Source organism: Pseudomonas sp. EGD-AK9, assembly GCF_000465935.2.
Classification (GTDB): domain Bacteria; phylum Pseudomonadota; class Gammaproteobacteria; order Pseudomonadales; family Pseudomonadaceae; genus Aquipseudomonas.
In genome coordinates, this window is the sequence record NZ_AVOF01000508.1 from 1 (window position 1) to 1683 (window position 1683).

General features: G+C 68.5%; 2 protein-coding genes. Both read left to right on the plus strand.

What is annotated here, in order from left to right; translation table 11 throughout:
• Window positions 1–637, plus strand: a 637-nt coding sequence (locus N878_RS19710; protein ID WP_021445278.1) for an N-acetylmuramoyl-L-alanine amidase, incomplete at its 5' end; no start/stop codon positions are given.
• On the plus strand, window positions 637–1683 hold a 1047-nt coding region (gene mutL, locus N878_RS19715), incomplete at its 3' end, for a DNA mismatch repair endonuclease MutL (RefSeq protein WP_177342914.1). The genes N878_RS19710 and mutL, both read left to right, overlap by 1 nt.

Here is a 1683-nt window from a genome sequence, read left to right on the forward strand (position 1 = left end):
CGGCGCCTCGGTGTACGCGCTGTCCGAGCGCGGCGCCACCTCGGAGACCGCGCGCTGGCTGGCCGATGCGGAGAACCAGTCCGACCTGATCGGCGGTGCCGGCAACGTCAGCCTGGACGACAAGGACAAGATGCTCGCCGGCGTGCTGCTCGATCTGTCGATGACCGCCTCGCTGAGCTCCAGCCTCAACGTCGGGCAGAAGGTGCTGTCGAACATGGGCAGCATCACCTCGCTGCACAAGCGCAGGGTCGAGCAGGCCGGCTTCATGGTGCTCAAATCCCCGGACATTCCGTCGATCCTGGTCGAGACCGGCTTCATTTCCAACCCCAACGAGGCGCGCAAGCTGCATACCGCCAGCCACCAGCAGGCGCTGGCGCGCTCGATCCAGACCGGCATCCGCCAGTTCTTCCGCGAGAACCCGCCGCCGGGCACCTACATCGCCTGGCTGCGCGACGAGGGCAAGATCGCCCCGGCCCCGCGCGAACACGTGGTGGCGCGCGGCGAGAGTCTGGCGCTGATCGCCCAGCGCTACCAGATCAGCCTGGCGCTGCTGCGCAGCACCAACAACCTCAATGGCGACGTGATCAAGGTCGGCCAGACCCTGCAGATTCCCGCCACGGCACTGGCGGCCCAGTAGTGAGCGTTATGTCCCGTATACACCTGCTCAGCCCGCGCCTGGCCAACCAGATCGCCGCCGGCGAAGTGGTCGAGCGTCCCGCCTCGGTGGCCAAGGAACTGCTGGAAAACAGCCTGGACTCCGGTGCGCGGCGCATCGACGTGGAAGTCGAGCAGGGCGGCGTCAAGCTGCTCAAGGTGCGCGACGACGGCGGCGGCATCGCTGCCGACGACCTGCCGCTGGCCCTGGCGCGCCACGCCACCAGCAAGATTCGCGAACTGGAAGACCTCGAAGCCGTGCTCAGCATGGGCTTTCGCGGCGAGGCGCTGGCCTCGATCAGCTCGGTGTCGCGCCTGACCCTGACCTCGCGCACGGCGGACGCCGAGCAGGCCTGGCAGGTGGAGACCGAGGGCCGCGACATGCAGCCGCGGGTGCAGCCGGCGGCGCACCCGGTGGGTACCTCGGTGGAGGTGCGCGACCTGTTCTTCAACACCCCGGCGCGGCGCAAGTTCCTGCGCGCCGAGAAGACCGAGTTCGACCACCTGCAGGAAGTGATCAAGCGCCTGGCGCTGGCCCGCTTCGACGTGGGCTTCCACCTGCGTCACAACGGCAAGAGCGTGCTCAGCCTGCATGAGGCGGGCGACGAAATCAGTCGCGCACGGCGCGTCGCCGCGGTGTGCGGGCCGGCCTTCCTCGAACAGGCGTTGCCGATCGAGATAGAGCGCGGCGGCCTGCGCCTGTGGGGCTGGGTCGGCCTGCCGACCTTCTCCCGTAGCCAGGCCGACCTGCAGTACTTCTACGTCAACGGCCGCATGGTGCGCGACAAGCTGGTCGCCCATGCGGTGCGCCAGGCCTATCGCGACGTGCTGTTCAACGGCCGTCATCCGACCTTCGTGCTGTTCCTGGAAATCGACCCGAGCACGGTGGACGTCAACGTGCACCCGACCAAGCACGAGGTACGTTTCCGCGACAGCCGCATGGTGCATGACTTCCTCTACGGCACCCTGCACCGCGCCCTGGCCGACGTGCGCCCGGAGGACCAGGTCGCCGCGCCGGCTGCCGTGATG